Here is a 24,615-nt window from a genome sequence, read left to right on the forward strand (position 1 = left end):
CGCGGCGGGTCAGGCCCGCGCGGCGCGCACCGCGCGCGCCGCCGCCCGCACCAGGCTGCGGCAGGCGTCGTCGCTGGGCTCGGGCACGGCGTCCACGGGGAACCAGCCGAGGTCGGCGGACTCCTCGGCGTCGAGCGCCAGCGGGGCGTCGCCCGCCTCGGCCACCACCGCGTACTGCACGTCCAGGTGCCAGGTCCCGCCGCCGCAGCCCACCCAGTGCCGGTCCAGCCGCACCGGACCCGGCAGCAGGCGCAGCCCGGTGATACCGGACTCCTCGGCGGCCTCGCGCAGCGCGGCGGCGCTCAGCGAGGGGTCGCCGTCCTCGCAGTGCCCGCCGGTCTGCAGCCACTTGCCGATCTTGCGGTGCAGGGTCAGCACCGCCCGCGTGCCCTCGGGGTCGACGATGGCGGCGCTGGCGGTGAGGTGCCCGGCCAGGCAGTCGCGCGACATGGCGTCGGGGTGGCGGCCGAGGTGGTCCAGGTAGGCCAGGCGCAGCCGCTCCTGGGCGGGATCGGGCGCCCGCCAGGCGGTCAGGACGGAGCGGGCGTCGCCGTGCAGCGCCGCCAGGCTCACGCGGCGCCCTCGCCGTCGGGGCCGGTGCCCTTGCCACGGGGGTCGGGGCCCTCGCCGCCGTCCTCGCCGTCGGGCCCGGCGCCGCCCTCGGGACCGGTGTCCTCGGCCCGCTCCCCGGCCTCGGCGGCCTCATCGGCCTCGGCGGACTCGGTGAAGCGGCTGATGTCGAGTTCGCCGACATCGGAGTCGGAGCGGCCCTGGACGAACGGCTCGGGGTTGTCGAGGTCGTCGCTGCCGGGCATGAGGTCGGGGTGCTCCCACACGGCGTCGCGGCCCTGGGCCCCGCGCGCGTCGGTCAGCGCCCGCCACAGCGCCGCGGCCTCGCGCAACCGCCGGGGCCGCAGCTCCAGGCCCACCAGCGTGGCGAAGGTGTGCTCGGCCGGGCCGCCCGTGGCGCGGCGCCGCCGGATGGCCTCGCCCAGCGCCGCCGCGTGCGGCAGCCGGCCGTTGACGGAGTCGTCGACGACCACCGACAGCCAGCCCTCGACCAGCGCCAGCGTGGTCTCCAGCCGCGCCAGCGACGCCTTCTGCTGCGGGGTGTCCTGCGGCTGGAACAGGCCCTCGCCGTCGGCGCCGGACAGCGCCTCCTGCAGCGCCTCGGGGTTGCCGAGGTCGACCGAGCCCAGCCGCTCCTCCAGCGCGCTCATGTCGAAGGACATGCCGTTGGCGTACTCCTCGACGAGGCTGAAGACGTGCGCGCGCAGCCACGGCACGTGCCCGAAGAGGCGGTGCAGCGCGACCTCGCGCGCCGCCAGGTAGAGCCGGATCTCGTCCTGGGGGATGCCCAGGCCCTCGCCGAAGGCGCGCACGCCGTCGGGCAGCAGCGCCGCCGTGCCCTCGCCGGCCAGCGGCACCCCGACGTCGGTGGAGCCCACGACCTCGCCGGCGAGTTCGCCGATGGCCTGGCCCGCCTGCTGGCCCACCAGCATGCCGCCCATCTGGCGGACCATGCCCACCAGCGGCCCGGCCATGGACTGGACCTCGCCGGGGAGGTTCTGGCCCATGGACTCCACCAGCCGCGCGGTCAGCGGAGCGCACAGCCGCGACCAGGTGGGCATGGTCTTCTCGACCCACTCCGCGCGGCTCCACGCCTGCGTGGTGTGCACGCCCGAGGGCAGCACCGTGGCCTCGTTGGTCCACAGGTCGGCCAGCTGCAGGGCCTCCTGCACCTTGGCGTAGTCGTGCGCCCCGACACTGGCATCGCCCTTCTGGGAGACGGTGTGCCGGGCGATGTTCTTGGCCGTGTCCCAGTTGACCGAGCCGGACTCGGCCTGCTGCCCCGAGGGGGAGGACTGGGCGGCCATCATGTCGGCGAACTGGCGCAGCATCTGCGCCATCTGCTGGGGGTCGCCGAAGGGAAAGCCCCCTGGCATTCCGGGGTCGCCGCCACCCGGGACGCCACCGCCTGGGCCGCCGCTGCCGGCACCCGAGCCGGAGTCGCCCGACCGGCGCCCGGACTCGTCGTCGGGGTCGTTCGGCATGCTGAAACCAAAGGGAAGGTCGCTCACGATTAGACCTCAGGCAGGATTAGGTTTGTCTCCACTGTCACGTTAGCTGGGAGCCGCCCGGAGTGAATACCGAAAACAGCCAGGTTCGCCCACAGCACACCACCAGTCACGGCGCTCCCGTGGTGGCGGTCACCGGCGCTGACTGGGGCGTCGGCCGCTTGCTGGTGGAACGCCTGGTCACGGCAATGGGTTCCGGGCAGGTCCGGGAAATCGTCGCCATCACCGCCCGATCGGCGGTCGAGGACGGCGGCGCCGCACCGGCCGTCCCCGGCCTCACCTGGCGCACCGCCGACGTCCGCAGCCCCGCGCTCGCCGAGTGCCTGGCCGGCGTCGACGTCCTGGTGCACACCGACGTGGACCGCTCCCTGGAGACCCCCGGGAAGAAGCGGCGGGCCGGCAACATCCGCGCCGCCCAGACCGTGCTCACCGCCGCGGCGGCGCTGCGGGTGCCCCGGGCGGTGCTGGTCACCGGCACCATGGTGCACGGCGCCGACCCCGCCAACCCGGTGCCCATGCCCGAGGACAGCGAGGTCGGCACCGAGACCGGCGCCGGGCTGGTGGGCGACCTCGTCGAGATCGAGGACCTCGCCCAGCGCGCGCGCCGGGCCCACCCGGGCCTGTCGGTGACCGTGGTGCGCCCCGCGCCCCTGGTCGGCCCGGGCCTCGACACCGCGCTCACCCGGCACTTCGCGGCGCCGCGCCTGCTCACGGTGCGCGGCCACGAGCAGAGCTGGCAGTTCTGCCACGTCGAGGACCTCGCCGACGCGCTGGCCTTCGTGGTCGCGCACGGCGTGGAGGGCAAGGGCGGCGCGCTGGCGGTGGGCTGCGAGGGCGCCCTGCCCCAGCGCGCGGCCGAGGAGACCGCCGGGCTGCGCCGGTTCGAACTCCCCGCCAACGTGGTCTTCGGCGCCACCCACCGGCTGCACCAGGTCGGGTTCACCCCGGCCTCGGCGCAGGAGGTCAAGTTCCTGGTCTACCCCTGTGTGGTCGACTGCACCACTCTGCGCGAGGCCGGCTGGCGGCCCTCCTACGACAACGAGGCGGCGCTGCGGGCGCTTCTGGAGGCGCGCGACGGCAGGGCGGCACTCGTGGGGCGCCACGTGGGCCGCAAGGAGGTCACCATTACCGCGGCGAGCGCGGCCGGTGCCGCGGCGGCCGCCATCGGCACCGCCGCGGCAGTCCACCACCTGCGCAAACGCCGCTCCCGGTGACCCCGCCCGGGCCCCGCCGCCGGGCGCGGCGGGCGGCCGGGCCCCGCGGCCCGCGCGGCGGGCGCGGCCGACACCGGCCCCGCGGGACCGGCGCGGGGACGAGCCGGGTTGATACGGTCGAAACCGTGGATGCAATCACCCTGGTAGGACTGCGCGAAACCCCCCTCTCCATCGACGAGGTCGTCTCGGCGGTGGGCGACCCCCGCGCGGGCGGCACGGCGTTCTTCGTCGGGACCGTCCGCGACCACGACCACGGCCGCGACGTGGTGCGGCTGTCCTACTCCGCCCATCCCAGCGCCGAGTCGGAGATGCGGCGCGTGATGGAGAAGGTCGTCGCCGACACCGCCGGCCACAGCCGCCCGGTCTGCCGGGTGGCGGCGCTGCACCGCGTCGGCGAACTCCGCATCGGCGACACCGCCGTGGTGGTCGCGGCCGCCGCCGGCCACCGCGACGAGGCGTTCGCGGCCTGCCGCCGCCTCATCGACGACATCAAGGCCGAGGTCCCGATCTGGAAGCACCAGGAGTTCTCCGACGGCGGCGCCGAGTGGGTGGGCGCCGAGTAGCCCCCGTGCGGCCGCCGCGGCCCGCGGGCGGGCGGTGAGACCGGCCCCACCGGGCACCTTTAGGCTGTGCAGCATGTTCCGTCGCGCTATGACCCTGATCGCCGCGGTCGTGCTGTTGACCGGCTTCGGTGTGGCGGGGGCCTTCCTCCCCGTGCCCTACCTCGTGGCCTCGCCGGGTGTGGCGCTGGACACCCTGGGCGAGGCCGACGGCGAGCCGGTCATCCGGATCGACGGCACCCGCAGCTACGAGCACGACGGCGAGCTGTCCATGGTCACGGTGCAGTACGCCGGCGGGCCGGGCACGCGCATGGACCTGTTCACGGTGCTGGGCGCGTGGCTGTCGCCCAGCCAGGCGGTGCTGCCCGAGGAGGCGCTGTTCCCGCCGGACCAGACCATCGAGGAGATCACCGAGTCCCAGACCCTGGAGATGAACGACTCCCAGATGAACGCCACGGCGGCGGCGCTCAACCAGCTGAACATCGACTACGAGACCCGCGCCTACGTGGCCCGGGTGGTCGAGGACATGCCGGCCCACGGCGAGCTGCGCGAGGGCGACGTCATCACCGAGGTCGACGGCGAGGCGGTCGGCGACAAGGACGAGGCGGTGGAGCTGGTCGGCGACCGCGAGCCCGGCGACCCGGTGCGGCTGACCCTGCGGCGCGACGGCCGGACCGTGCGCACCGAGCTGGAGACCACCCGCAACGAGGAGGGCGACCCCGTGGTCGGGGTGCTCATCGCCGACCGGATGGACTTCCCCATCGAGGTCGACATCAGCGTGGGCGAGATCGGCGGGCCCAGCGCCGGCATGATGTTCGCCCTGGGGATCATGGACCGCCTCAGCCAGGAGGGCCTGACCGGCGGGCACGACATCGCCGGCACCGGCACCATCACCCCCGAGGGCGAGGTGGGCGGTGTCAGCGGCGTGGCGCAGAAGATGGTCAGCGCCGAGCGGCTGGGCGCGGAGTACTTCCTGGTGGCCGAGGACAGCTGCCCGCAGACCTTCGACTCCGCCGCCGCCGGCGAGATCGAGGTGGTGCGGGTGGCCGACCTGCAGGACGCGGTCGACGCCCTGGAGACCATCCGCTCCGGCGAGAACCTGGACGACCTGCCGCGCTGCGCCCCGCGGTAGGCACCCGCGGCTTTGCGGCAGGGCCCGGCGCCCGGTCTGCTAGTCGTCGTCCTCCAGCGTCAGCGCCAGCGCCGAGGTCAGCGCCGGCACCAGGTCCTGGCCGTTGAGCACCTGGTCGTCGGAGTCGTGGCTGCGCATGCGCAGCGCGGAGTGGCGGCTGCCGTCGCGCAGCACGCCCGCGACCATGCGGATCTCCTCGGCGCCCTCCTGGGCGCCGGCCCACTGCGCGGCGTCGGCGCCGCGCGGCGGCTCCAGCGTGACGTCGGAGCCCTTGAGCACCAGGCGCTCCATCACCAGCGCGCACCCGGTGACCGCCTCGGGCCAGGCCATGCGGCCCAGCGCCTCCTCCAGCGGGATGTCGGGCGGCAGCGGCTCCTGCTCCACCGGGGTGAGGTCGTCGGCGTCGACCGCCCCGCTCAGGCCCAGCATCTCGGCCAGCGCGGGCTCGCGCTCCAGCAGGACGGTGGTGGCCACCAGCGCGTAGACGCGGATCGGCTGGTCCCAGCCCTGCCCGGCGGCGTGGCGCTCCAGCTCCATGACGGCGTCGCGAATGTTGAAAGGCACCTCTCCATGGTGGCGCAGCGCCGAAGCGGAACCGACCGGAACCAGCGGTTCCCCAGGAGTAAAGTCGGACACCAGCGCGTCCGATGCGGGGCCGAATCCCGGTTGATGTCATGTTGTCATCGCTTCGGCGGGCGGCTTCGGGAACCCCGGACCCGCCCACTAAGTTGCCGATACCGAGGGACGTCCGTTCCGCGTCCGAACGCAGTGCCACTCAACGTGCCAATCAAGAGGGGGAGGCGTGACCTTCCGATCGCCCGGCGCACCGTCTGCGCGTATGCCTCGACGATCTCGGTTGCTCGCGCCTGTCGCGGTGGCCGTGGTCGTCATCGCCGCGGGACTGCTGACCGCCGCGAACTTCTGGACCGACTACCTGTGGTTCGACTCCGTCGGGTACACGTCCGTCTACCTCACCGAACTCCGCACCCGCGCGCTGCTGTTCGCCGCCGGGGCGGTGCTGATGGGCGTGGCGGTGGGCGTGAGCATGTACGTCGCCTACCGCACGCGCCCCCTGGCGCCGCCGCTGAGCCCCGAGCAGCAGGGCCTGGCCCGCTACCGGATGTCCGTGGACCCGCGCCGGCGGGTGTTCTTCTGGGTGATCGTGGCGGGCCTGGCGCTGCTGACCGGGGCCTCGGCCAGCGGTGAGTGGGGCACCTACCTGCAGTTCGCCAACAGCCAGAGCTTCGGGGTCACCGACCCCCAGTTCGACCGCGACATCTCGTTCTACACCTTCGTCTACCCGTTCCTGCGGGTGCTGCTGGCCTACGCCTTCGCCGCCGTGGTGCTGGCGTTCATCGCCGCGGTGGTGGTGCACTACCTCTACGGCGGCGTGCGGCTGCAGAGCCAGGGCCAGCGGGCCACCCCGGCCGCGCGGGTGCACCTGTCGGTGCTGCTGGGCGTCTTCGTGCTGCTGCGGGCCGCGGCCTACTGGCTGGACCAGTACGGCCTGGTGTTCTCCGACCGCGGCTACACCTTCGGCGCCTCCTACACCGACGTCAACGCGGTGCTCTACGCCGTGATCATCCTGTCGGTGATCTCGGTGGTCTGCGCCCTGCTGTTCTTCGCCAACATCTACGTGCGCAACGTGATGATGCCGGTGGCCAGCCTCGGCCTGCTGGTGCTGTCGGCCATCCTCATCGGCGGCATCTACCCCGCCATCGTCCAGCAGTTCCAGGTCAGCCCCAACGAGCAGCGCGCCGAGCGCCCGTTCATCGAGCGCACCATCGACGCCACCCGCGCCGCCTACGGCATCGACGACGCCGAGGTCATCGACTACGACGCGCAGACCGAGCTGACCCCCGAGGAGCTGTCGGCCGAGGCGGCGACCATCCCCAGTGTGCGGCTGATCGACCCCTCGGTGGTCTCCCAGACCTTCCAGCAGATGCAGCAGGTCCGCGGCTTCTACCGGTTCCCCGAGGTCCTCGACGTCGACCGCTACACCGACTCCGAGGGCAACAGCGTCGACACCATCATCGCCGCCCGCGAGCTGGAGGGCCCGCCCTCCGACCAGGACAACTGGCTGACCCGCCACACCGTCTACACCCACGGGTTCGGGATCGTGGCCGCCGCCGGCAACCAGGTCGACGACCAGGGCCGCCCGGTCTTCACCGAGTACAACATCCCGCCCGAGGGCGAGCTGTCCGACGTCGTGGGCGAGTACGAGCCGCGCATCTACTTCGGGCGCGAGGGCGCCGAGTACGTCATCGTCAACGCCGAGCCCGAGTACGACTACCCGCTCGGCGGCGGCGGTGAGGACGTCCCCACCACCGAGGACGCCGGCACCCCCGAGGGCGACCCCTCGCCCGACAACGCCAACGCCCCGGCCCAGGCCGACGCGCAGGGCGACCAGGGCGGCGCGGAGGAGTCCCCCGAGGAGTCGCCCGAGGGCGGCGCCACCGAGGGCGCCGAGGAGTCCCCGGCCGCCGACCAGGAGGGCGGCGGCGGCTCCCAGGACCCCGAGAGCAGCCAGGCCACCAACCGCTACGACGGCGAGGGCGGCGTCCAGCTCAGCAACTTCTTCGTCCGGATCCTGTACGCGCTGCGCTACCAGGAGCCCGACATCCTGCTGAACAACGCGATCACCGGCGACTCCCAGATCATCTACGAGCGCGACCCCGCCGACCGCGTGGAGCAGGTGGCGCCGTTCCTGACCGCCGACGGCAAGCCCTACCCGGCGATCGTCGACGGCCGGGTGCTGTGGATCGTGGACGCCTACACGACCTCCAACATGTACCCCTACTCGGAGCGGATCGACCTCGCCGACGCCACCGAGGACACGTTCACCCAGAGCACCGACACCGTCAACGCGCTGCCGGGCCACCAGGTGAACTACATCCGCAACTCGGTCAAGGCCACGGTCGACGCCTACGACGGCACGGTGACCCTCTACGGCTGGGACGAGGACGACCCGGTCCTGCAGACCTGGTCCAACGCGTTCCCCGGTGTCATCACCGACCGCGACGAGATCGACGACGAGCTGATGGAGCACCTGCGCTACCCCGACGACCTCGTCAAGGTGCAGCGCGAGATGCTGCGCCGCTACCACATCACCGACCCCGACGCCTTCTACGGCGGCCAGGACTTCTGGAACGTGCCCTCCGACCCCACCGCCGAGGGCGAGGGCGCCAGCCCCGAGCCGCCCTACCGGCAGACCATCGGGTTCCCCGGCCAGGAGGAGCCCACGTTCTCGGTCACCTCGACGTTCGTGCCGCGCGGCCGCGAGAACCTCGCCGGGTTCCTCTCGGTCAACAGCGACGCCACGTCCGACGACTACGGGTCGCTGCGCATCCTGAGCCTGCCGCAGGACACCGTGGTCATGGGTCCGGGTCAGGTGCAGGCCCAGTTCGCCGCCGACGACGCGATCCGCGACGAGCTGCTGCCGCTGCAGCAGAGCGACCAGTCGCGGATCATCTACGGCAACCTGCTCACCCTGCCCTTCGCCGACGGCCTGCTCTACGTCGAGCCGCTGTACGTCCAGGCCGAGGGCAGCCAGACCTCCTACCCGCTGCTGCAGAAGGTCATGGTGGGCTTCGGCGAGCAGGTGGCCATCGGCAACAACCTCCAGGAGGCGCTGAACAACCTCTTCGAGGAGGGCGGCCCGCTGGAGGAGGAGCCCCAGCCCGAGGGCGACACCGGCGAGGGCGGCGGCGGAGGCGGCGACGGCGACCTCGCCGCGGCCCTCGAGGACGCCTCGCAGGCCTACGAGGAGGGCCAGGAGGCGCTGCAGGACGGCGACTTCACCGCCTACGACGAGGCCAACGACCGCCTCGCCGAGGCCCTGGAGCGCGCCGAGGAGGCCGCCGGCCAGGAGTGATCCGGCGCCGGCGCGAGCCCGGCGGCCGGGCGGGGGGCCTTCCCCGTTCGGCCGCCGGGTTTTCGATTTGGCGTTGGCGTGCGGAAACGATAGTGTGAAGCCATCGCAACGCGGGGTGGAGCAGTTCGGTAGCTCGCTGGGCTCATAACCCAGAGGTCGCAGGTTCAAATCCTGTCCCCGCTACCACGCCGATGCGGCCCGGATCACACGGTCCGGGCCGCATCGCGTTGCGCTGCCCGGGCCTTTGGTATTCGATTTGGTGTTGCGGCGCGCAGGCGATAAAGTAAAGACACACCAACGCGGGGTGGAGCAGTTCGGTAGCTCGCTGGGCTCATAACCCAGAGGTCGCAGGTTCAAATCCTGTCCCCGCTACCAGCGAAAAGACGCCCGGTGCTCATCTGAGCGCCGGGCGACTTCGCGTTTCCGCCGGTTCGGGGTTCTGCCGCCGCGGCGTTTTCCGGGATTACCGCCGCACGGCGGCCGCGCCCTTTTTCGCGCTTGCGTGCCTTCCGTGCCCGCCGCGCTTTCCGTGCGGGCTCACCGCGTTTCGGCGCCGGTCCGGATTCCCCCGCGGCGCGGGCTGCGGCGGCGGCCCGCGAGGGCGGCCGCGCCCGCCGGAGGCGGCGGGCGCCGCCGCACCGCACCGGGCGGCGCGGCGGCCCGGCCGCTACTTGAGCCGGAACCCGTCGCAGGCGATGAACGCGCCGTCGTCGGTGGTCCACACGACCGTGTAGACGCCGCCGGGCGCCGATTCCGGAGGTTCGGGGAAGTCGCCGGGGAACGTGATCCGCGCCCATTCGGTGCCCGAGGCGGTGGCGGTGGCCTCGTAGGCCTGGTCGTCGGGTGCGGTCACCCGGGCGGTCACGGGGACCTCGCCGTCGCCCTCGGTGTCGCGCACGCCGATCTCGGCGCCCTGCTCGGCCTTGGCGCGCGGCGCCGAGGTCTCCCACGCGCCGGGTGCGTTGCCGCTCAGCCGCGGCTCGCAGGCCATGGACTCGGCGTTGAAGCGCAGCTCGGCCAGTGCCGAGGGGTCGGCGGCCGGACCCGAGGAGCCGCTGCTGGGGGCGATCATCGTCTCCAGCTCCTCCATGGTCGGCCCCGGCTCGGAGCCGCACGCGCTGAGCGCCAGGCAGCCGGCCAGGGCAAAGGGGAGCAGGACACGGCGAAGGGGCACACGAGGGAGGTGTTGGGGCACGAGCGGCAGACTACTACGCGTTCGCGCCCGTTCGGACCGGTATCGCGGGTCCCGGCCGCCCCGCGCACCGGTGCGGCGGCCCGCGCTCAGGTCAGGCGCAGCGGAGCCGGCCCGCCGCCGGGGGTGGGGCCGCCGTTGAGCCAGGTCAGGACCTGGTCGTGCAGGACGCCGTTGGTGCACACCAGCGCACCGCCGTCGGCGAAGTCCTGCCCGCGCAGGTCGGTGGCGCGCCCGCCCGCCTCCTCCAGGATCACCGACAGGGGAGCGGCGTCCCACAGCGACAGCTCGGGCTCGGCGGAGATGTCCACCGCGCCCTCGGCGACCATCACGTGCGACCAGAAGTCGCCGTAGGCCCGGGTGCGCCACACCGAGCGGGTGAGGTTGAGGAAGGTGTCCAGCCGCTGCTGGGCCTCCCACTCCGCCAGCTCCGAGAACGACAGGGAGGCGTCCTCCAGCGCCGAGACGCCCGAGACCCGGCAGCGCGTGGCCTTGGTCAGGCTGCGGCCGGTCCAGGTGCCCCCGCCGCGCGACGCCCACCAGCGGCGGGTCAGCGCGGGCGCCGAGACCACGCCCATGACGGGGCGGTCGCCTTCGAGCAGCGCGATCAGGGTCGCCCACACCGGGACGCCCCGCACGTAGTTCTTGGTGCCGTCGATGGGGTCCAGGACCCACACCCGGTGGCTGACGCCGGTCTTGCCGTACTCCTCGCCGATCACGGCGTCGCGCGGCCGGGCGCGGGACAGCACGCCGCGCAGCGTCTCCTCGACCGAGCGGTCGGCCTCGGTGACCGGGGTGAGGTCGGGCTTGGTGTCCACCTTGAGGTCGAGTGCGCGGAAGTGCTTGAGGGAGATGTCGTCGGCCGCGTCGGCGAGGACGTGGGCCAGACGCAGATCATCGTCATAGGACGCCATGGCGGCTAACGCTACCTTTCCAACGGCCGGTGCGGGCGACGGCGCCCCTGCTGATCCGCCCGGCGGCCGGGCGGGGAAGGACGCGAGCCGACGCGCCTCACGTGACAGTATGACCGCATGACCCACGCGAACGGGCGGCCGACTCCGCCGCCGGAAGGCTCCGCCACGCGGACCCGGCTGCTGGACGCGGCCTACGTCGAGGTCGTGGCCGGGCGGTGGGCGCGGATGCGCATGGCCGACATCGCCGCCGCCGCGGGGGTGTCCCGCCAGACCCTCTACAACGAGTTCGGCAGCAAGGAGGGCCTGCTCCAGGCGGTGGTGGTGCGCGAGGCCGGCCAGTTCCTCGACACCGTCGAGCGCATCCTGAGCGGCGCCGGCGAGGACCCCGCCCACGCGGTGGCGGAGTCGGCCCGGTGGGCGCTGGCGGCCTCGGCGGAGAACCCGCTGCTGGGCGCGGTGATCACCGGCGACTCCGAACTGCTGCCCGTGCTGACCACGCGGGCCGAGCCGCTGCACGTGGAGCTGGGCTCGCGGATGGCCGACTGCCTGCTGGAGCGGCTGCCGGAGGTCGGGCGCGCCGACGCCGAGGCCGTGGCCGAGGTCGCGCTGCGGCTGATCCTGTCCTACGTGCTGCTGCCCACCGACCCCGACCAGGCGGCGCGGCGGGTGGAGCTGGCGGTGCACGGCATGATCGGCGCGGTCAGCGGCCACGCCCGCCGCTGAGCGCCGCCGGGGCGCACGCCGACACCGTGCGCCCGTGCGGGTGCGCGCGGGCGCCGGGTGAGAGGGTGGTGGCGTGAGTGAGACGACCATGGTCCAGTACCCGGCCCCGGAGCCGCCCGCGTTCCTGTTCGACCTCGACGGCACGCTGGTGGACAGCGTCTACCAGCACGTGATCGCCTGGCGCACCGCGCTGGCGGCCATGGGGATCGACCTCGCGGTGTGGCGCATCCACCGCCGTATCGGCATGAGCGGCGGCCTGTTCGTGTCGGCGCTGATGCGTGAGACCGGCCTGGAGCTGTCGGCCGAGGAGGTCGAGGAGATCCAGCGCCGGCACGCCGAGGAGTACCTGCGCCAGCACGACTCGGTGCGCCCGCTGCCCGGCGCGCCCGAGCTGCTGCGCGCGCTGACCGAGCGGGGCGTGAAGTGGGCCATCGCCACCAGCGGCCGCGCCGAGACCGCGCGCACCGCGCTGGGGATCCTCGGGCTGCCCGAGGACACCCCGATGGTGACCCGCGACCAGGTGCGCCACGCCAAGCCCGACCCCGACCTGTTCCTCGCCGCGGCGGCCCACCTGGGGGTGGACCCGCGCGGCGCCATGGTGGTCGGCGACAGCGTGTGGGACCTGCTGGCGGCCCGCCGCGCCGGCGCGCTGGGGGTCGGCGTGCTGTCGGGCGGCTACGGCCGCGACGAGCTGGAGCGCACCGGCGCCTACCGGGTCTACCGCGACACCGGGGACATGCTGGACCGGCTGGACGAGCTGGGGATCAGACGACCAGGCCCAGCAGCGTCGAGATGAGCAGCACCACGCTCACCGCCAGCAGCACGAAGGCGAAGTACTGCATGGGCACGAAGAAGAACGTGTGCTGGTTGCGGTACAGGACGGGCTGTCCGGTCTGCGGGTGGAACCCCTGCCGCGGGGCGTTGAGCCGCTGGCCGATGAAGAAGACAGCCACGCCGGCGACCACCATGCCGCCCGAGACGCCGAAGAGCGCCAGGTCGCTGCCCAGCACGGCCTCGGTGACGAGCCCGGCGGGTACGCAGCACAGTCCGGTGATCAGCAGGACGAGAATGCCCCAGCCGCGCCAGATGATCATGAGATAAGTCCAAAAGGGTGGAAAACGGAATCGGCGGCACAGGAATATACACCTGTCACATCCGCCGCACGCACCCCGTGCGCCGCCGGTGACCGCATTCGGCCAGGTCGGAGGGCCTCTCAGGCGCGGTCGTCACCCGGTTCGCGGCTGCTGAGCAGGCGGCGCAGGGACGCCACCCGGTCGGGGGCGAGCACGCCGTCGGCCACGCCCGCGTCCAGCCCGCAGCCGGGCGCGCCCGCCGTGTGCGGGCAGCCCGGCGGGCACGCGGCCACCGCCTCGGCCAGGTCGGCGAACCCGGCCACCACGTCGTCGGGGCTGATGTGGGCCAGCCCGAAGCTGCGCACGCCCGGGGTGTCGATGATCCAGCCGCCCTCGAACGGCAGCGCCACCGCCGAGGTGGAGGTGTGCCGGCCCCGCCCGGTGACCGGGTTGACGTCGCCCACCGCCCGCGCGGCGGCGGGCACCAGCAGGTTGACCAGGGTGGACTTGCCCACACCCGAGGAGCCGATCAGCACGCTGGTGCGCCCCGCCAGGCGGGCGCTGAGGGCGTCCAGGCCCTGGTCGCGGCGTGTGACGACGTGGGGGACGTCCAGGCCGGCGTAGGTGCGCAGCAGGTCGTCGGGGCCGGCGAGGTCGGCCTTGGTCAGGCACAGCAGGGGGTCCAGTCCGGCGTCGACGGCCGCGACCAGGCAGCGGTCGATGAAGCGGGGCTGGGGGTCGGGGTCGGCCAGCGCCGCCACGATCACCAACTGGTCGGCGTTGGCCACGATCACGCGCTCGACGGGGTCGGTGTCGTCGGCGGTGCGGCGCAGCACCGAGCGGCGCTCCTCGACCCGCACCACGCGGGCCAGGGTGTCGGGGCGGCCCGACAGGTCGCCCACCAGGGCCACGCGGTCGCCCACGACGATGCTGCCGCGCCCCAGTTCGCGCGCCTTCATGGCGACCACCGGGCGGTCCTCGACCAGGCAGCGGTAGCGGCCGCGGTCGACGGCGGTGACGAACCCCTCGCGGGCGTCCTCGTGCTTGGGGCGGATGCGGGTGCGCGGCCGGGAGCCGCCGCGCGCCCGGACCCGGACGTCGTCCTCGTCCAGGGGGCGCCGCCCGCCGCTCACCGCGCCACCTCGGCCCACAGGCCGGGGAAGTCGGGCAGAGTCTTGGCGGTCGTGGCGATGTTCTCCACCTCCACCCCGGGCACCGCCAGGCCGATCACCGCGCCGGACGTGGCCATCCGGTGGTCGTCGTAGGAGTGGAACACCCCGCCGCGCAGCGGGCGCGGCCGGACCACCAGGCCGTCGGGCAGCTCCTCGGCGTCGCCGCCCAGGGCGTTGATCTCGCGGACCAGGGCCGCGATCCGGTCGGTCTCGTGCCGGCGCAGGTGGGCGATCCCGGTCAGCCGCGAGGGGGTGGCGGCCAGCGCGGCCACGGCGGCCACCGTGGGGGTCAGCTCGCCGACCTCGCGCAGGTCGGCGGTGATGCCCCGGACCTCGCCGGTGCCGCGCAGGGTCAGGCCCTCGGCGGTGCGGGAGACCTCGCCGCCCATCTCGGCGAAGATCCCGCGCAGGGCGTCGCCGGGCTGGGTGGTGCGCTCCGGCCAGCCGGCGATGGTGACCCGGCCGCCGGTGACCAGGGCGGCGGCCAGGAACGGCGCGGCGTTGGAGAGGTCGGGCTCGACCACGACCTCGGCGGCCTTCACCGGACCCGGCGCCACCCGCCAGACGTCGGGCTCGGCGGTGTCGACGGACACACCCGCCGCCCGCAGCATCTCGACGGTCATGTCCAGGTGGGGGCGGGAGGGCACCGGCGGGCCGTCGTGGCGGACCTCCACACCCCGCTCGAAGCGCGCGCCCGACAGCAGCAGCGCCGAGACGAACTGGGAGGACCCCGAGGCGTCGAGGGTGACCGCGCCGCCGCGCACCGACCCGCTGCCGCGCACGGTCACCGGCAGCGCGCCGCGCCCGCCGTCGTCGATGTCGGCGCCCAGCGCGCGCAGCGCCGCCAGCAGCGGGCCCACGGGCCGCTCGCGCGCGCGGGGGTCGCCGTCGAACTCCACCGGGCCCTCGGCCAGGGCGGCCACCGGCGGGGCGAAGCGCATCACGGTGCCGGCGTTGCCGACGTCGACCCGCGCCGGGCCGCGCGGCGGTGCGGGCACCACCGCCCAGTCGTCGCCGTCGGGGGTGACGGTGACACCCATGGCGCGCAGCGCGGCGGCCATAAGGTCGGTGTCGCGGCTGCGCAGGGGGCGGCGGACCACACTGGGGGTCTCCGACAGCGCCGCGATGATCAGCGCGCGGTTGGTCATCGACTTGGAGCCGGGCAGCGTGACCGTGGCGTCCACGGGTGTGCGGGCGACGGGGGCGGGCCAGTGCGGCGCGGAGTCGGGCATGCCTCAAGGTTAACGGCCCCGCCCCGGCCCCGCTGTGGGTCGCGGCGGCGCGGCCGGGCAGGCTGGACCTAGGAGCGGGCGGCCGCGGCCGCCCACGGCGCGGAGCGGGAGGCAGGGCAATGGCGGACAAGAGCCACCACTACGAGGTCGCGGTGCGCTGGACGGGGAACACCGGGTCGGGCACCGCCGGGTACCGCGCCTACGAGCGCTCCCACGACATCACCGCCGAGGGGCGGCCCACGCTGCCGGGCTCGGCCGACGCGGCGTTCCGGGGCGACCCCGCGCGGTGGAACCCCGAGGACCTGCTCGTGGCCGCGCTCAGCGAGTGCCACATGCTGTCCTACCTGGCGCTGTCGGTGGCCGCGGGGGTCAACGTGGTGGCCTACACCGACACCGCGACCGGCACCATGGTCACCCACCGCGACTCCTCCGGTGAGTTCACCGAGGTCACCCTGCACCCGGTGGTCACCGTGGCCGAGGCGGGCATGGTCGGGGCCGCGGCCGAGCTGCACGAGCGGGCGCACCGGGCGTGCTTCATCGCCCGCTCGGTGAACTTCCCGGTGCGCCACGAGCCCGAGATCCGGGTGGCGGGCGCCGCCTGAGCCCGGCCGCGCGGACGCCGGTGGCGGCCGGCGGGCGGCGGTACCGTCGTGGCGCGCGGCTAGGCTGATCGCCATGTGCGGTCGCTATGCCCAATCCCGCAACGCCCACGAGCTGCAGCTGGCGTTCGACTTCCCCGAGTCCGACGACCACGCGGTGCCGGGTGCGGACCGGGCGCCGGGCGCGCCGGGCCCCGTCGACACCCGCGCGTGGCCGCCGCTGGAGGAGCTGGCGCCCGACTACAACGTCGCCCCCGGCAAGACCGTCTACGCCGTGCTGGGCACCCCGCCCGGCGAGGCCGCCCGGGGCGCCGCGCCCGCGCACCGGGGCCCGCGCTCCCTGGGCACGCTGCGCTGGGGCCTGGTGCCCTCGTGGGCCAAGGACCCCGGCGTCGGCTACAAGATGATCAACGCCCGCAGCGAGACCGTCGCCGAGAAGCCGGCCTACCGCGCCGCGTTCGCCCGCCGCCGCTGCCTCATCCCCGCCGACGCCTACTACGAGTGGCAGCTGCTGCCCCAGGACGCCCCCGGCACCGCCGAGGCCGGCACCTCCCCGGCCACCGACCCCGCCCACCAGCGGCGCAAGGCCAAGTCCCGCAAGCGGCCCTACGCCATCGGCTACGCCGACGGCGCCCCGCTGGCGCTGGCCGGGCTGTTCGAGCGCTGGCGCGACCCCGGCCGCGCCGACGACGACCCCCGCGCCTGGCTGTGGAGCTGCACCATCGTCACCACCGAGGCCGCCCCCGAACTGGCCGGCATCCACGAGCGCATGCCCGTGGTGGTGCCGCCCGAGCTGTGGGCCACCTGGCTCGACCCCGCGTCGGGCCCCGACGACCTCCGGCGGGCGCTGTCGGCCACCCCCGTCGCCGACTTCGAGGTCCGGCCGGTGAGCACGGCCGTCAACAGCGTCCGCAACAACGGCCCCGAACTGCTCGCTCCGGCGGCCCCCGAACCCCCCGCCCCCGAGGACGCCACCCTGTTTTAAGAGCGGCCGGCCCGCCTCATCCGCCCCGTGCGCCACCCGAGCCCCGCCCGCACCGCGATCACGCACCCGGGGCTTTAACCCGCGTGCCCGCCCTGGGTATGGTGGCCCCGGTCATGTGGACGGTGACACACCGTGGCCACGGTGCTCCGCTCCGCTGACCCGTACAACCCGCGCCCGTCGGCGGCCGACGGCGGGCGCGGCGCATAGCGACCACCGCGGGAGCTCGCGCCTTGGCGGGCTGAGAGGGCGGCTGCCCCGAGAACGGGGCCGGCGCCGCCGACCGCAGAACCTGTTCGGGTAATTCCGACGTAGGGAGGCGTGCCTTGACGGCACTCGACGACCGAAGCGTCCAGCCCACCGTGACCACCGGACCCATCATGGGTTCGGAAAAGGTCTACCTGGAGGTCCCCGGAACCGCCGACGGCGGCCCGGCGCTCCGGGTGCCCCACCGGCGGGTGGCGCTGGCCAACGGCAGCCACATCGACCTGTACGACACCTCCGGCCCCTACACCGACTCCGCCGCCGCCGAGGGCATCGACGTGCACGCGGGCCTGCCCCGGCTGCGCGCCGACTGGATCGCCGGCCGCGCGCCCGTGGGCGGCGCGGTCACCCAACTGGCCCACGCCAGGGCCGGCACCATCACCCCCGAGATGCGCTTCGCCGCCGCCCGCGAGGGCGTCGACCCCGAGTTCGTGCGCTCGGAGGTGGCCGTGGGCCGCGCGGTGATCCCGGCCAACCGGTGCCACCCGGAGTCCGAGCCGATGGTCATCGGCAAGAACTTCCTGGTGAAGATCAACGCCAACATCGGCAACTCCGCCGTCACCTCCTCGGTCGCCGAGGAGGTCGAGAAGATGGTGTGGGCCACCCGCTGGGGCGCCGACACGATCATGGACCTGTCCACCGGCAGGCGCATCCACGAGACCCGCGAGTGGATCCTGCGCAACGCGCCGGTGCCGGTGGGCACCGTGCCGATCTACCAGGCGCTGGAGAAGGTCAACGGCGACCCCGCGGCGCTGAGCTGGGAGGTCTACCGCGACACCGTGATCGAGCAGGCCGAGCAGGGTGTCGACTACATGACGGTGCACGCCGGCGTGCTGCTGCGCTACGTCCCGCTGACCGCCCGGCGGGTCACCGGGATCGTCTCGCGCGGCGGCTCGATCATGGCGGCCTGGTGCCTGGCCCACCATCAAGAGAGCTTCCTCTACACGCACTTCGCGGAGCTGTGCGAGATCTTCCGCGCCTACGACATCACGTTCTCGCTGGGCGACGGCCTGCGGCCGGGCTCCATCGCCGACGCCAACGACGAGGCGCAGTTCGCCGAGCTGCGCACGCTGGGGGAGCTGACCCACATCGCCCGCTCCCACGACGTGCAGGTGATGATCGAGGGCCCCGGCCACGTGCCGCTGCACAAGATCGCCGAGAACGTGCGGCTGGAGGAGGAGCTGTGCGGCGAGGCCCCGTTCTACACCCTGGGTCCGCTGGCCACCGACATCGCGCCGGGCTACGACCACATCACCTCGGCCATCGGCGCGGCGCAGATCGCCTGGCACGGCACCGCCATGCTCTGCTACGTCACCCCCAAGGAGCACCTGGGGCTGCCCAACCGCGACGACGTCAAGACCGGCGTCATCACCTACAAGCTGGCGGCGCACTCGGCCGACCTCGCCAAGGGCCACCCGCGGGCCCAGGAGTGGGACGACGCGCTGTCGGCGGCGCGCTTCGAGTTCCGCTGGCAGGACCAGTTCCACCTGGCCCTGGACCCCGAGACGGCGCAGTCCTTCCACGATGAGACGCTGCCCGCCCAGCCGGCCAAGACCGCGCACTTCTGCTCGATGTGCGGCCCGAAGTTCTGCTCGATGAAGATCACGCAGGACGTGCGCCGCTACGCCGAGGAGAACGGCCTGTCCACGGTCGAGGCCATCGACAAGGGCATGCGCGACAAGTCCGCGGAGTTCGCCGACCGCGGCAAGCGGGTGTACCTGCCCATGGCCGAGGGGCCGGGGCCGCGCCAGGAGTAGCCGACCGGTGCGGCCGGCCGCGGGCGCCCGCGGCCGGCCGCACCCCACCGCCGCGCCCCGCGCCGGGGCGCGGCGGCTCAGCCGGGCTTGCGGGCGCTGGCCAGCAGGTGCACGCCCACGTAGTCGTCGGACTCCGCGGCCCGCAGCTCCATCTCGACGAGGCGGCCCATGGCGTGGGGGTCGCGGGAGAGCATCCCCTCGACCGTTGAGGCCGACAGCACGGTGCGCGGGCGCACCCACTCCGGCTCCAGGCCGACGTCGGTCAGCACCTCGCCGAGCTGCTCGCCGGTGAAGCAGCGCGTGATGGAGCCGTCGGGCCAGGGCACCAGGAGCACGTCGGCGCTGGGGGCGAAGCTCAGCTCGGGCCAGCAGTCCTGCTCGGCCAGCAGCGCCATGCCCAGCACCACGGAGTCGACGCACAAAAGCACCCGACCGCCCGGCCGCAGCACGCGCGCGATCTCGACCAGGGACGCCTCGGTGGCCAGGTGGCGGGAGAGCACCCGGTTGTCGGCGACCACGCCGTCGAAGGCGGAGTCGGCGAACCCGGAGAGGAAGGTGGTGTCGCCCACCACCGCCCGCAGCCGCCCGGGCGCGGTGCGCCGCGCGGTGCGCGCGTGCCCGTTGACCAGGGTGAGTGGCCGCCGCGGCCGGGAGTCGGCCGAGGGCAGCAGGGTGACCACGTCGTGGCCGGCGGCCACGGCGCGGGGCGCGCCCCGGAAGTCGGGCGCGGACAGGTCCAGGATGCGGCCGGGCTCGGCGGGCAGCCACCGGGCGAGCTGGGCGTCGGCCACCGCCCAGTAGAACCGCCAGTAGGCGGACAGGGAGTCGCCCGACGCGAAGTGCGCGGCGGCGGAGCGCGCCTGATGGGCCTCAGCCACCGGATCGGCGCCGGCCGGCGCGGCCGCGGGGCCCGACGCGGAACTGGAGGACGGTCGCACGCATGCTCCTCTCCCACGTCTTTGCAGAGGGTTTTACCCGGACTCCCGCGGGGGTCACCTCCGCGGTCGGGCGGAAACCGAAAGATCTGTGCCGCACGTAACCGCACCCTAGGCGGAATCAGTGCGCTCGGCACGTTGTTGGCATGCACATCACCATCCGGCGGGCCGCCGGAGGCGTGGCGCGGTGCCGCCCGCCGCGCTCCCCGACGGCCAGACCAGGAGAGTAAAGGCAGGTCAATGCCTACGGCTACCGCTGACTTCGTTGTCGTCCCCCCGGGCCAGGCCCCGCCCGGTGCGAATGTGCCCTCCGCTCCCGCGGCGTCGTATCGTGAGGCTACGGTTGCCCCACGGGAGGCCAGCACAAGGAGGCAGGCGGGCTTGAATCAGGGCCAGGAGACACTCGACGAGCAGGGGGCTCGGTTCGAGCGGGACGTGCTCCCGTACTTGGACCAGCTCTATTCGGCGGCACTGCGGATGACCCGCAACCCCTCCGACGCCGAGGACCTCGTCCAGGAGACGTTCGCCAAGGCGTTCGGTTCGTTCCACCAGTTCAAGGAGGGGACGAACCTCAAGGCGTGGCTGTATCGGATCCTCACCAACACCTTTATCAACTCCTACCGCAAGAAGCAGCGCGAGCCCCGGCAGGCCGGTACCGAGGACGTCGAGGACTGGCAGCTCGCGCAGGCGGCCTCGCACTCCTCCTCCGGGCTGAAGTCGGCCGAGGCCGAGGCGCTGGAGCATCTGCCCGACACCGACGTCAAGCGAGCCCTCCAGGAGCTGCCCGAGGACTTCCGGATCGCCGTCTACCTCGCCGACGTCGAAGGCTTCGCCTACAAGGAGGTCGCCGAGATCATGGAGACCCCGATCGGCACGGTCATGTCGCGGCTGCACCGCGGTAGACGCCAGCTGCGTTCGATGCTGGAGGAGTACGCGGTCGACCGCGGGATCCTGCAGGCGTCCGACGGCGGGGGAATGGCCGTCGACGGGTCGGCGAACGGCGGGGCGAGTCGGAGGGACCAGCGATGAGCTGCGGTGGAGAGCACGCTACCCCGTGCTCGGAGGTGCTGGCGAAGGTATACGCCTACATCGACGGGGAGCTGGACGATCACAACTACGCCGACATCCGCGAGCACCTGGACGAGTGCTCGCCGTGCCTGGCGGAGTACGGCCTGGAAGAGGTCGTGAAGAAGCTCGTGGCCAAGCACTGCGGCTCCGACCCCGTGCCCACCGACCTGCGCAGCAAGGTCCTGCACCGCTTGGAGGCCGCCCGCGCCGACCTCCAGGTGCGCGAGGGCGTCGACTAGCTCGGCCGGCGGGCCCGCGGGGCCGGCGGCTTTGCCCGCCCGGGCCCCGACACCCTGACGCCGGACAGCGGCCGGCCGCCCCACGGCGGCCGGCCGCTGCGTCGTGTCCGGGGGCGCCGGCGTCCTTCGCGGCGCCGTTGCGGCCGCGCCCGGCCGGGGAATGGCGGGCGGGGGGATCCCGCTGCCGCCGGCGGCCATTTCCCCACCCCTCGCGGAGCGTGTTCGGCGCGGGCTGGGCGCGCCTATTTTCTGGTGTTTTCAGGGAAAATGCGAGGGATTGTTGTTCATCGGTGCCGGGGTTCCGCTTTTTGGTCACCGGCTGCCCTCTGGGCGGGCCGCGACACGCCCGGGTGCGTTCCTGATTTTGGTCAAAAATTGGACGAGCCGGTGTGCCGGGGCTATCCGGAGTGGTGCGGCGCATGTGACTACACAGCGTCATATCCCGAGGTCGATGGGGCCGCCGCAAGGGGGCGTTCTTCGCGGAATGGGCGGCGAATGCCGGGGGAGGCGGGTGCGCACCCGTGGCGGAGCGTGATCAGCATATCTACGATGCTGATTCGGATTTCCTCATTCCACGGAATCGGGGCCTGGCGTTTCCCCCACCCGGCGGCCGGGCCGGTCTGGGGAAATCGGGGTGCTCGCGCCGCCCGTTAAACTGGCCAACATATTCACCGTATGGGGCAATTCGCGCCCCGCGCCCATGGGGGAGCTTGCCGGGCGCGGCGGCGCCGATCCGTAAGAGGGGGACGACCATGGCCGCACTCACCGCTGAAATGGTCCCGATGGCGTTCAACGCGACCGGCATCGAGACGACCGTGAACGGTTGGACCTGGTGGTAGAACGGGATCGATGAAACGATGACGGTTCGGTCGGCTTTGGGGTGGGAGGTACCAGAAATTGCGTTCGCTTCCTGGAGCGGCGCGGTTGTACGTCGGCCTCGTCGTTCTCGGCGCCATCGCCGTCATGGCGCTCGGGCCGTACGAGGGCATCGATCCCGCCACCCTGGTGCTGCTCATCATCCTGATGGTGGTCGCCGAGACCATCGGCACCACCATCGACACCGGCCGAGCCGGAATCTCGCCCAGCGTCTCCGTCTCCCTGGCCGCCATCGTGCTGGTCGGCCCGGTCGGGGTGGCGGTGGCGACCTTCTTCTCCACCCCCTTCATCCTGCGTCGGCAGAACTTCGTCAAGCGGCTGTTCAACGGCGGCCAGTACGCGCTGGCCGGCTACGCCGCCGGGCACGTCTACCTCGCCCTGGGGGGTGAGCTGGGGCCGCCCCAGCACGACGACTTCCCGTGGGCGCTGGTGCCCTTCTGCGCCGCCCTGCTGGTGCACTCGGCCATCAACGGCGCGCTGATGGGCGGCCTGATGTGGTACCTCGGCGTGGTGCACCTGCGCCGCCCGCACCGCATCCGCTGGCGCACCCTGGCCACCCTGGAGCTGGCGTCCCTGGGCTACGGCATGCTCGGCCTGTTCATCGCCGCCATCTGGGGGGTGGTGGGCGCCCTGGCCATCCTGCTGGTGCTGCTGCCGCTGTTCATCGCGCGGTGGGCGTTCGACCAGTGCGTGGCCGAGCAGCGCGCGCACGAGGCCACCCTGGCCACCCTGTGCCAGGCCGTCGAGACCAAGGACTACTACACGCGCGGCCACTGCATGCGCGTCGCCAAGGCCTCGGCCATGATCGCCCAGGAGCTGGGCATGCACGCCGAGCGGGTGCAGACCATCCGCTACGCCGGGATGCTGCACGACGTCGGCAAGCTGGGCGTGCCCACCAAGGTGCTGCAGAAGCCCGGCAAGCTCACCGAGGAGGAGTACGCCGCCATCCAGCTGCACCCGATGCGCGGCTACGAGATCGTCCGCGAGATCGGGTTCCTCGACGAGGCGCTGGCCGGGATCATGCACCACCACGAGCGCATGGACGGGCGCGGCTACCCCATGGGGCTGGCCGGCCACGACATCCCCGAGTTCGCGCGGATCATCTCGGTGGCCGACGCCTTCGACTGCATGACCTCCACCCGGTCCTACCGCAAGGCCCGCTCGATCGAGGAGGCCATCGACGAGCTGCGGCGCGGCGCCGGCCCGCAGTTCGACCCCACGATGGTCGACGCCCTGATCGCGGCGGTGGGCGAGCAGGGCTGGGAGTCGCCCGACATCGTGGAGCCGCCCAGCGACGACGAGTCCGCCGAGGTCGCCAGCCAGGACCACGACGACCCCAGCGTTCCGCTGCGCGTCGCGGGGGAGGCCGAGTGATGATGACCCGCGACGCGCAGGGCACGCACCCGCCGCGCACCGCGCGCCGCTGGGGGGTGCGCGAACCAATGCGCTCCCTGGTCATCGTGGTGGCGGCGGCCTTCTCCGGCGGGTCGCTGCTGTGGACCCTGGTCACCGGGTTCGTCGACCCCCGCACCGCGCTGGCGTTCGGGGTGCTCATCGCCGTGGGCGAGCTGGCCCGCATCACCCTGCCGGGCCACCGCGAGGTCGCGCCCGTGGCCTCGGCCGGCGCCATCGGCTACACCTTCCTGCTCAGCATCGGCGGCCACGCCGTCCACCACTCGTCGTGGCAGGTCCTGGCGGTGGTCACCATGGGGTTCGCTCTGGGCGAACTCCCGCACATCGCCGCCGGGCGCACCCCCGACTGGGGCGACCTCGCCCGCCGCGTGATGATCATCGTGGTGATGACCCTGCCGTTCCGGCCCTACGTCTCGGAGCTGGCGCCCACGCCGCAGACGATCGACTGGTGGCTGGTCCTGGTGATCATGGCGGGCCTGGTGCTCGCCGGCTGGCTCACCGACGCCGTGATCGCCGCCGCCATCCGCGCCGAGCCGCTGCGCGGCAGGTTCGCCGTTGCGCTGCGCGACGAGCTGCGCGCCCACTCCGGCCTGGGCATGGCCATCGGCTCCTCGGGCATCCTCATCGCGCTGGCCAGCTCGGTCACCGGCCTGGCCGGGCTGCTGGTGTTCACGGCGCCGCTGCTGGTCACCCAGGTCGCGTTCCGCCGCTTCGCCGAGATCCGGCTCACCTACCTGCAGACCGTGCGCGCGCTGTCGCGGGTCACCGAGGTCGGCGGATACGTGGCCACCGGCCACTCCCGGCGGGTCAGCCGCCTGGCCAAGACCATCGGCACCGAGCTGGGCATGCGCGAGTCGGAGCTGCTGGAGCTGGAGTACGCCGCGCTGATGCACGACATCGGCCAGCTCTCCCTGCGCGACCCCATCGCCAACGGCGCCACCGTCTACGCCCTGCCGCGCGAGCAGCGGCGCATCGCCGAGCTGGGGTCGGCGGTCATCCGCGAGACCGGCGTGCTCGACACCGTGGCCGAGCTGGTCCGGCGCCAGTGCGAGCCCTGCACCGGCGACAGCGGCAACGACCCCCCGCCGCTGGGCAGCCGGATCATCAAGGTCGCCAACGCCATCGACGACCTGGTCAGCGACTCCGCCGACTCCGAGCGGGTGCAGTCGGCGCTGGAGCGGCTGCGCATGGACGCCGGCACCGAGTACGACCCCGAGGTGGTCGAGGCCGCGGCCCGCGTCATCGCCCGGTCCAGCGAGCGCCGCTGACCGCTGCCCCTGGCGTGCGCGGGCGTACGGCGGGTAGTGCCCACAGGCGA

22 protein-coding genes and 2 tRNA genes are annotated in these 24,615 nt (G+C 73.4%); 15 read left to right on the top strand and 9 right to left on the bottom strand.

From position 1 onward, the window contains the following. Positions 1–9: 9 nt before the first annotated feature. The gene (locus HNR12_RS20915) at positions 10–573 is read right to left on the bottom strand and encodes an NUDIX domain-containing protein (RefSeq protein WP_372451061.1); all 564 of its coding nucleotides are present in this window, start codon (positions 571–573) and stop codon (positions 10–12) included. Then, positions 570–2,054, bottom strand: a complete 1,485-nt coding sequence (locus HNR12_RS20920) for a zinc-dependent metalloprotease (protein WP_179770778.1) — start codon at positions 2,052–2,054, stop codon at positions 570–572. The genes HNR12_RS20915 and HNR12_RS20920 overlap by 4 nt, the downstream gene beginning before the upstream one ends. 146 nt (positions 2,055–2,200) lie before the next feature. Between HNR12_RS20920 and HNR12_RS20925 the strand changes: the two genes are divergently transcribed. The 3 genes from HNR12_RS20925 to HNR12_RS20935 all read left to right on the top strand — a co-directional run bounded on the left by HNR12_RS20925 (position 2,201) and on the right by HNR12_RS20935 (position 4,984). Continuing rightward, positions 2,201–3,292, top strand: a complete 1,092-nt coding sequence (locus HNR12_RS20925; protein WP_179769180.1) for an NAD-dependent epimerase/dehydratase family protein — start codon at positions 2,201–2,203, stop codon at positions 3,290–3,292. Positions 3,293–3,417: 125 nt separating this feature from the next. Then, the gene (locus HNR12_RS20930; RefSeq protein ID WP_179769181.1) at positions 3,418–3,855 is read left to right on the top strand and encodes a molybdenum cofactor biosynthesis protein MoaE; all 438 of its coding nucleotides are present in this window, start codon (positions 3,418–3,420) and stop codon (positions 3,853–3,855) included. A gap of 73 nt (positions 3,856–3,928) precedes the next feature. Further along, entirely contained in the window at positions 3,929–4,984 is a 1,056-nt protein-coding gene (locus HNR12_RS20935; RefSeq protein ID WP_179769182.1) for a YlbL family protein, read from the top strand. 39 nt (positions 4,985–5,023) lie between these two features. Here the strand turns inward: HNR12_RS20935 and HNR12_RS20940 are convergent, their stop codons facing one another. Then, positions 5,024–5,548, bottom strand: a complete 525-nt coding sequence (locus HNR12_RS20940) for a PPA1309 family protein (protein ID WP_308251221.1) — start codon at positions 5,546–5,548, stop codon at positions 5,024–5,026. Positions 5,549–5,822: 274 nt separating this feature from the next. Between HNR12_RS20940 and HNR12_RS20945 the strand changes: the two genes are divergently transcribed. The 3 genes from HNR12_RS20945 (at position 5,823) to HNR12_RS20955 (ending at position 9,233) form a co-directional block, all read left to right on the top strand. Beyond that, positions 5,823–8,858 carry a UPF0182 family protein gene (locus HNR12_RS20945; protein WP_179769183.1) on the top strand — a complete coding sequence of 1,012 codons (3,036 nt, stop codon included), beginning with the start codon at positions 5,823–5,825 and terminating at the stop codon, positions 8,856–8,858. A gap of 109 nt (positions 8,859–8,967) precedes the next feature. Continuing rightward, a tRNA-Met gene (locus HNR12_RS20950) sits at positions 8,968–9,044 on the top strand. Positions 9,045–9,156: 112 nt separating this feature from the next. Further along, a tRNA-Met gene (locus HNR12_RS20955) sits at positions 9,157–9,233 on the top strand. Positions 9,234–9,525: 292 nt separating this feature from the next. Here HNR12_RS20955 and HNR12_RS20960 read toward each other — a convergent pair. Both HNR12_RS20960 and hisN read right to left on the bottom strand, forming a co-directional pair. Further along, positions 9,526–10,032: a hypothetical protein gene (locus HNR12_RS20960; RefSeq protein ID WP_179769184.1), complete on the bottom strand. Its 507-nt coding sequence runs from the start codon at positions 10,030–10,032 to the stop codon at positions 9,526–9,528. A 107-nt stretch (positions 10,033–10,139) separates the two neighbouring features. After that, positions 10,140–10,964, bottom strand: coding sequence for a histidinol-phosphatase (hisN, locus tag HNR12_RS20965; RefSeq protein ID WP_179769185.1), 825 nt, complete (start codon positions 10,962–10,964; stop codon positions 10,140–10,142). A 117-nt stretch (positions 10,965–11,081) separates the two neighbouring features. Between hisN and HNR12_RS20970 the strand changes: the two genes are divergently transcribed. Together HNR12_RS20970 and HNR12_RS20975 are read left to right on the top strand one after the other, a co-directional pair. Continuing rightward, a complete protein-coding gene (locus tag HNR12_RS20970) occupies positions 11,082–11,687 on the top strand; it encodes a TetR/AcrR family transcriptional regulator (RefSeq protein WP_179769186.1) in 606 nt (201 codons plus the stop codon). Positions 11,688–11,775: 88 nt separating this feature from the next. Next, positions 11,776–12,483, top strand: coding sequence for an HAD family hydrolase (locus HNR12_RS20975; protein WP_179770780.1), 708 nt, complete (start codon positions 11,776–11,778; stop codon positions 12,481–12,483). Here HNR12_RS20975 and HNR12_RS20980 read toward each other — a convergent pair. The 3 genes from HNR12_RS20980 to aroA form a co-directional block, all read right to left on the bottom strand. Beyond that, positions 12,452–12,781 carry a hypothetical protein gene (locus tag HNR12_RS20980; protein ID WP_179769187.1) on the bottom strand — a complete coding sequence of 110 codons (330 nt, stop codon included), beginning with the start codon at positions 12,779–12,781 and terminating at the stop codon, positions 12,452–12,454. The two genes, HNR12_RS20975 and HNR12_RS20980, sit on opposite strands and share 32 nt — an antisense overlap. A 119-nt stretch (positions 12,782–12,900) precedes the next feature. Next, positions 12,901–13,893 carry a ribosome small subunit-dependent GTPase A gene (rsgA, locus tag HNR12_RS20985; RefSeq protein WP_179769188.1) on the bottom strand — a complete coding sequence of 331 codons (993 nt, stop codon included), beginning with the start codon at positions 13,891–13,893 and terminating at the stop codon, positions 12,901–12,903. Continuing rightward, the gene (aroA, locus tag HNR12_RS20990) at positions 13,890–15,164 is read right to left on the bottom strand and encodes a 3-phosphoshikimate 1-carboxyvinyltransferase (RefSeq protein WP_179769189.1); all 1,275 of its coding nucleotides are present in this window, start codon (positions 15,162–15,164) and stop codon (positions 13,890–13,892) included. The genes rsgA and aroA overlap by 4 nt, the downstream gene beginning before the upstream one ends. A gap of 119 nt (positions 15,165–15,283) precedes the next feature. Between aroA and HNR12_RS20995 the strand changes: the two genes are divergently transcribed. From HNR12_RS20995 to thiC, 3 genes are all read left to right on the top strand, one after another. Continuing rightward, the gene (locus tag HNR12_RS20995) at positions 15,284–15,766 is read left to right on the top strand and encodes an OsmC family protein (protein ID WP_179769190.1); all 483 of its coding nucleotides are present in this window, start codon (positions 15,284–15,286) and stop codon (positions 15,764–15,766) included. Positions 15,767–15,839: 73 nt separating this feature from the next. Further along, positions 15,840–16,748 carry an SOS response-associated peptidase gene (locus tag HNR12_RS21000; protein ID WP_179769191.1) on the top strand — a complete coding sequence of 303 codons (909 nt, stop codon included), beginning with the start codon at positions 15,840–15,842 and terminating at the stop codon, positions 16,746–16,748. Between the two features lie 323 nt (positions 16,749–17,071). Further along, the gene (gene thiC, locus HNR12_RS21005; RefSeq protein WP_274613966.1) at positions 17,072–18,766 is read left to right on the top strand and encodes a phosphomethylpyrimidine synthase ThiC; all 1,695 of its coding nucleotides are present in this window, start codon (positions 17,072–17,074) and stop codon (positions 18,764–18,766) included. Positions 18,767–18,843: 77 nt separating this feature from the next. Here thiC and HNR12_RS21010 read toward each other — a convergent pair whose 3' ends face one another. After that, complete coding sequence (locus tag HNR12_RS21010) at positions 18,844–19,644, bottom strand: class I SAM-dependent methyltransferase (protein WP_308118585.1); 801 nt, start codon at positions 19,642–19,644, stop codon at positions 18,844–18,846. A 438-nt stretch (positions 19,645–20,082) separates the two neighbouring features. Here HNR12_RS21010 and HNR12_RS21015 point away from each other — a divergent pair, with 438 nt between their 5' ends. The 4 genes from HNR12_RS21015 (at position 20,083) to HNR12_RS21030 (ending at position 24,565) form a co-directional block, all read left to right on the top strand. Next, positions 20,083–20,730, top strand: a complete 648-nt coding sequence (locus tag HNR12_RS21015; protein ID WP_179769193.1) for a sigma-70 family RNA polymerase sigma factor — start codon at positions 20,083–20,085, stop codon at positions 20,728–20,730. Continuing rightward, positions 20,727–21,008 (top strand): mycothiol system anti-sigma-R factor, encoded by a 282-nt coding sequence (gene rsrA, locus HNR12_RS21020; RefSeq protein ID WP_179769194.1) that lies wholly within the window; start codon positions 20,727–20,729, stop codon positions 21,006–21,008. The genes HNR12_RS21015 and rsrA overlap by 4 nt, the downstream gene beginning before the upstream one ends. Positions 21,009–21,971: 963 nt before the next feature. Then, on the top strand, positions 21,972–23,258 hold the full coding sequence (locus HNR12_RS21025) for an HD-GYP domain-containing protein (RefSeq protein ID WP_179769195.1): 1,287 nt from the start codon (positions 21,972–21,974) through the stop codon (positions 23,256–23,258). Beyond that, entirely contained in the window at positions 23,258–24,565 is a 1,308-nt protein-coding gene (locus HNR12_RS21030; RefSeq protein WP_179769196.1) for an HD-GYP domain-containing protein, read from the top strand. The genes HNR12_RS21025 and HNR12_RS21030 overlap by 1 nt, the downstream gene beginning before the upstream one ends. Positions 24,566–24,615 lie beyond the last annotated feature (50 nt).

The sequence above is a fragment of the Streptomonospora nanhaiensis genome (assembly GCF_013410565.1).
In the GTDB taxonomy this organism is placed as follows: domain Bacteria; phylum Actinomycetota; class Actinomycetes; order Streptosporangiales; family Streptosporangiaceae; genus Streptomonospora; species Streptomonospora nanhaiensis.

What these genes read in the sequence shown, in the direction of transcription:
- HNR12_RS20920 (WP_179770778.1), bottom strand. Translation starts at nt 2,054, where the DNA reads ATGCCGAACGACCCCGACGACGAGTCCGGGCGCCGGTCGGGCGACTCC.
- HNR12_RS20935 (WP_179769182.1), top strand. Translation starts at nt 3,929, where the DNA reads ATGTTCCGTCGCGCTATGACCCTGATCGCCGCGGTCGTGCTGTTGACC.
- HNR12_RS20945 (WP_179769183.1), top strand. Translation starts at nt 5,823, where the DNA reads ATGCCTCGACGATCTCGGTTGCTCGCGCCTGTCGCGGTGGCCGTGGTC.
- hisN (WP_179769185.1), bottom strand. Translation starts at nt 10,964, where the DNA reads ATGGCGTCCTATGACGATGATCTGCGTCTGGCCCACGTCCTCGCCGAC.
- HNR12_RS20970 (WP_179769186.1), top strand. Translation starts at nt 11,082, where the DNA reads ATGACCCACGCGAACGGGCGGCCGACTCCGCCGCCGGAAGGCTCCGCC.
- HNR12_RS20975 (WP_179770780.1), top strand. Translation starts at nt 11,776, where the DNA reads ATGGTCCAGTACCCGGCCCCGGAGCCGCCCGCGTTCCTGTTCGACCTC.
- HNR12_RS20980 (WP_179769187.1), bottom strand. Translation starts at nt 12,781, where the DNA reads ATGATCATCTGGCGCGGCTGGGGCATTCTCGTCCTGCTGATCACCGGA.
- aroA (WP_179769189.1), bottom strand. Translation starts at nt 15,164, where the DNA reads ATGCCCGACTCCGCGCCGCACTGGCCCGCCCCCGTCGCCCGCACACCC.
- HNR12_RS20995 (WP_179769190.1), top strand. Translation starts at nt 15,284, where the DNA reads ATGGCGGACAAGAGCCACCACTACGAGGTCGCGGTGCGCTGGACGGGG.
- HNR12_RS21000 (WP_179769191.1), top strand. Translation starts at nt 15,840, where the DNA reads ATGTGCGGTCGCTATGCCCAATCCCGCAACGCCCACGAGCTGCAGCTG.
- rsrA (WP_179769194.1), top strand. Translation starts at nt 20,727, where the DNA reads ATGAGCTGCGGTGGAGAGCACGCTACCCCGTGCTCGGAGGTGCTGGCG.
- HNR12_RS21025 (WP_179769195.1), top strand. Translation starts at nt 21,972, where the DNA reads ATGGCGCTCGGGCCGTACGAGGGCATCGATCCCGCCACCCTGGTGCTG.
- HNR12_RS21030 (WP_179769196.1), top strand. Translation starts at nt 23,258, where the DNA reads ATGATGACCCGCGACGCGCAGGGCACGCACCCGCCGCGCACCGCGCGC.